A 4545-nucleotide genomic window follows, 5' to 3' on the forward strand; every position below is an offset into this window, starting at 1 on the left:
TCGCCTTACGGTGGAGCTGTGCGTAGATGTGATCAAGAGACAGACTGGCCGGGCGCCGCGGTCATGATCACGGCGCGGCCGCCCTCGGCCAGCACGCGCTGCATCTCCGGCAGCAGCGCGGCGAGATCCCCGAGCCGGTGCAGGCTGTGGAAGGCGATGATCCGGTCCACCGAGGCATCGGGGAGGGGGATGCGGCCCTTCTCCAGCACGCCCGTTTTCAACCGCGACGCGAGCTGGGGCAGATGGACCGAGGCGAAGGCCTTCGCCTTGCCGATCGCGGTGGCGGAAGGATCGACCGCCTGCACCTCCAGCCCTTGCTGCGCCAGCAGCCGCGACAGCCAGCCATGGCCGCAGCCGAGATCCAGCACGCGGTGGCCGGGCTCGGCCTGGAGGAGGTGGAAGGCCACCGTCAGCTGCGGCAGCACCTCCCGCACCGTCGCCGGGTCGGAGAAGGGCATGTGGAACCGCGGATCGCTGACCGGGATGCCTTCATGCTGGCTGTCCAGCCGCGCCAGCCGCTCCGCCTCGGCGGTCGCGTCCAGAAGACGGTGCGTGTCGATCAGGCCATCCTTGCCAAGGAAGGCTTCCGCGTTCTCGGGCTGCCAAGCCACCATTCCCGGGGTACTCCAGACAATTTCCCGCGATGGTGGTTTGTTCCGAGGGAATTCGCAACCACTGGTTTGCGGCTTGCCGATCACTCCCGGCCTCCCCAATTCCGGCCCCTCGGCAGCCGAGGAAGCATGGCATGATCGAAGTCTGGAGCTGGCCCACACCCAATGGCCACAAGGTCCATATCGCGCTCGAGGAGCTGGGCCTGCCCTATCGCGTGGTGCCGGTGAACATAGGGGCGGGCGAGCAGTTCCGCCCGGAGTTCCTGGCCATCACGCCGAACCACCGCATCCCCGCCATCGTCGATCCGGATGGGCCGGGCGGAAAGCCGCTGCAGCTCTTCGAAAGCGGCGCCATCCTGATCTACCTGGCCGAGAAGGCCGGGCGCCTGATCCCCACCGATCCGGTGGAGCGGCTCAAGGCGCTGCAATGGCTGATGTTCCAGATGGGCGGCGTCGGGCCGATGTTCGGCCAGTACAACCACTTCGCCGCCTATGCCCCTGAACGCATCCCCTATGCCGTCGAACGCTACGGCAACGAGGTCCGGCGGCTGCATGGGGTGCTGGAGAAGCGCCTGGCGGAATCCGAATGGCTGGCCGGGTCCGGGTACTCCATTGCCGACATCGCCACCTTCCCATGGATCCGGAACCCGGACCGGCGTGGCATCGACCTGTCAGACTATCCCTCGGTTCTCCGCTGGCACGACGCCATCGCCGCCCGCCCGGCCGTCCAGCGCGGCGTCGCCGTGCTGGCGGACCGCTCGCGGCAGGGGGCGATCACCGATGCGGAGCGCGAGAACATGTTCGGCAAGACCCAGTTCGCCCCGCGCTGATTCCCGCGCTGCCCGCACGGCCGTGGCCGGTAAGTGCCCTCCGGGCCACGGCTGTGCGGGAATGCTGCCCTGCACAATCATTTCGCTCGCGGGGGTCACGCATGTGCGATATGTGAAGGGCGTCGCTACGGCGCCTCGCCCGGCGGCGTGGAGATGGCCCGAAAGCCCATGGCAAGAGTCGTGCGGAGTTCACGCGGAGGTTGCGTAACCGGCGCGGCGGGGGCATTGGTGCTTCAGCCACGAAGGTCGCTCACGGGACAGGGGGAGTGATATAAAATCGCCACGCTTTGTCCTTTTTCCGGTCTTCGTACCCGGCCAGAAGAGGCCGGTCGCGTCACGCCGCCCGGTTCTCCCGGTGCCGGCCAGGACGCCGTGCCAAAGGCGGAGGATCATCCGGCGTGAGCGCCCGCATCCTGGTGGTGGATGACATCGCGACGAACATCCATCTGCTGGAAGCCCGCCTTCGGGCCGAATACTACGAGGTCGCCTCTGCCAGCTCCGGCCCGGCGGCCATCCGCCTCGCCGAGGAATGGGCGCCCGACGTCATCCTGCTGGACGTGATGATGCCGGGGATGGACGGCTACGAGGTCTGCCGCCGCCTGAAGGCACAGAAGCAGACCGGGCACATCCCGGTGGTCATGATCACCGCCCTGACGGACCAGAGCGAGCGCATCCGCGGCCTGGAGGCCGGCGCCGACGATTTCCTTTCCAAGCCGGTGGACCATGCCACGCTCTTTGCGCGGCTGCGCGCCCTGCTGCGTACCAAGCAGGTGCTGGACGCCTTCCACATCCGCTCCGAGAGCACCGGCGACCTCGGCATGAGCGGCGGGCTGCGCGCGCTGAGCAGCATGATCGGCACGCGCGCCCTCATCGTTACCGAGGACCGCGAGGAATCGCGCTTCCTGGAGGAGGCGCTGGCCGAGGACGGCGTGGTCTGCTTCGTGGCCACCGACCACGGCGCGGCCTGGAACGCGCTGATGTCGGGCGAGTTCGAGCTGGCCGTGCTGAGCCTTTCCTTCGATGCCGGCGATGGGCTGCGGTTCGCCTCCCGGCTCCGGGCGCAATCCGGCACGCGCGACCTGCCGGTGCTGCTGGTCGCCGATCCGGCGCAGCGGCAGCTCGTGCTCCGGGGTTTCGACCTCGGCGCCAACGACCACGTGCTGCGCCCGGTGGACCGCAACGAGCTGCGGGCCCGGGCGCGCAACCAGATCCGCCGCAAGCTCTACCAGGACCGGCTGCGCGAGGATCTCCAGCGCACGCTGGAGGCGGCGGTCACGGATAGCCTGACCGGCCTGCGGAACAGGCTCTATGCCTCCCGCCACCTGGAGGCGATGCTACGTTCCGGCGGTGCTTCGGTGCTGCTGCTGGACGTGGACCACTTCAAGCGCGTGAACGACACCTTCGGCCATGCCGGCGGCGACGTGGTGCTGCGCGAGGTCGCCCAGCGGCTGCGGAGCAACCTCCGCTCCTCCGACATCGTGGCCCGCTATGGCGGCGAGGAGTTCCTGGTCATCATGGCCAGCCGCTCCCCGGCCGACGTGGCGAATGTGGCGGAACGCCTGCGCCTGGCGGTGGGCGAGGAGCCGGTCTGGCTGCCTTCCGGCCCGGTCCGGGTGACCATCAGCATCGGCGGCGCCAGCGGCGGAGACAGCATCCTGCTGGACGATCTCCTGGCCTCGGCCGACGAGGCGCTCTACCGCGCCAAGGCCGCCGGCCGGAACCGGCTGGAAATCGCGCGCAGCGGAACCGGCGCGGCAGCCTGAGCCGCCTGCCCGGACATCCGGGCATCCCTTCCGGACGCGAAAAGCCCGGCCGGGGACCGGTCGGGCTCTCTGTCATGGCGAATGGATCGGCAACGGCCTTCCAGCCCCGGCCATGGGGGAGCAGGAAGGGTGGCGTCCCGGCATGGTGCCGGGACGCGGCGCGATTACTTGATCTTGGCTTCGCGGAAGACGACGTGCTTGCGCGCCACCGGGTCGTACTTCTTCAGCTCCAGCTTGCCCTGGGCATGCCGGGTGTTCTTCTTCGTCACGTAGAAGTAGCCGGTCTCGGCGGTGCTGAGGAGCTTGATCTGGATCGTGTTGGACTTGGCCATGGTCTGATTCCGTAAACAGGCCTGCGCACTGAGCCCCGGCCGTTGAACGGCGCAACCTAGTCACCGCGCCCGCTGCGTCAAGCTTTCTCTCGCGGAAACAACCCTCACCGGCCGGATGGCACCCATGCCGGAGGCCCACCTGGGCGAGCCGCCGGCATGGTTGCCATCCGGCCGCCCCGTCACTTCGCCGTGGCGGTGCGATAGGCCTCGGGATTCGACAGCAGCGTAACCGCGGCCTGGAGGTCGCCGTCGCGGCCTTCGGCGGGGGGGCAGGCGCTGCGGAGGGCGGTGATCTCGCTCGGCAGCACCGGCACCCGTGCCTGGCGCTGGCGCCGCAGTACCGCGCCCATGGGGGCGTCGCCCTGGGCCAGGCGCTCCAGGCCCCGGGTGGCGCCGTCCGCGCCCAGGCTGGTGCAGAGGGAAGGCAGCACGCCCAGCGACTGCAACGGCCAACCGTCCGGCGCCAGGATGCGGGACCAGGAAAGCGAGAGCTCGCCCTCGTTGGGCAGGGGCACCAGGATCTGGATCAGTCCCTTGCCCATCGTGGCGCTGCCCACCACCGCCGCCCGGCCGTTGTCGGACAGGGCCGCGGTCACGATCTCGGCCGAGGAGGCGGTGCGGCCATCGACCAGGATGGCGATCGGCCGCCCCTGCGTCAGGTCCATTCCCGCCGCGTGCCAGACGCGGCGCGCATCCGGGTGCCGGCCGTCGGTGCGGGCGACGATGCCGGCGGACAGGATGTTGTCCACCACCCGGATCGCCTCACGCAGGAAGCCGCCCCGGTTGCCCCGCAGGTCCAGCACCAGGCTCCGCGGCGCCGGGGCGGCGGGATGGTCGAAGGCCATCAGCAGCGCCTCGCCGAGCTGGTCCGCTGTGTCGGAGGAAAAGGCGGTGATCCGCAGCACCAGCACGTCGCCCTGCCGCGCGGTGCGGAAGGTCTGCGGCGGCACGACCTCCCGCCGCAGGCTGTCTCTTGATCACATCTACGCACAGCTCCACCGTAAGGCGA

Annotated in this window: 5 protein-coding genes; 2 read left to right on the top strand and 3 right to left on the bottom strand. The window is 69.6% G+C overall.

Going from position 1 to position 4545, the window contains the following annotated elements:
* Nucleotides 1–32: 32 nt before the first annotated feature.
* Nucleotides 33–614, bottom strand: coding sequence for a class I SAM-dependent methyltransferase (locus ROTAS13_RS19920; protein ID WP_075823202.1), 582 nt, complete (start codon nt 612–614; stop codon nt 33–35).
* 131 nt (nt 615–745) lie between these two features.
* On the opposite strand from ROTAS13_RS19920, the gene ROTAS13_RS19925 reads away from it, so the two are divergent.
* Complete coding sequence (locus tag ROTAS13_RS19925; protein WP_019459951.1) at nt 746–1441, top strand: glutathione S-transferase family protein; 696 nt, start codon at nt 746–748, stop codon at nt 1439–1441.
* A 398-nt stretch (nt 1442–1839) separates the two neighbouring features.
* Nucleotides 1840–3204 (top strand): PleD family two-component system response regulator, encoded by a 1365-nt coding sequence (locus ROTAS13_RS19930; RefSeq protein ID WP_058389851.1) that lies wholly within the window; start codon nt 1840–1842, stop codon nt 3202–3204.
* A 164-nt stretch (nt 3205–3368) separates the two neighbouring features.
* Here ROTAS13_RS19930 and rpmG read toward each other — a convergent pair whose 3' ends face one another.
* Together rpmG and ROTAS13_RS19940 are read right to left on the bottom strand one after the other, a co-directional pair.
* Nucleotides 3369–3536, bottom strand: coding sequence for a 50S ribosomal protein L33 (gene rpmG, locus ROTAS13_RS19935; protein ID WP_075823203.1), 168 nt, complete (start codon nt 3534–3536; stop codon nt 3369–3371).
* 179 nt (nt 3537–3715) lie between these two features.
* Nucleotides 3716–4441, bottom strand: a complete 726-nt coding sequence (locus ROTAS13_RS19940) for a S41 family peptidase (protein WP_216348700.1) — start codon at nt 4439–4441, stop codon at nt 3716–3718.
* Between the last annotated feature and the right edge of the window lie 104 nt (nt 4442–4545).

It is taken from the genome of Roseomonas sp. TAS13, assembly GCF_001950415.1.
Taxonomy (GTDB): Bacteria; Pseudomonadota; Alphaproteobacteria; order Acetobacterales; family Acetobacteraceae; genus Roseomonas; species Roseomonas mucosa.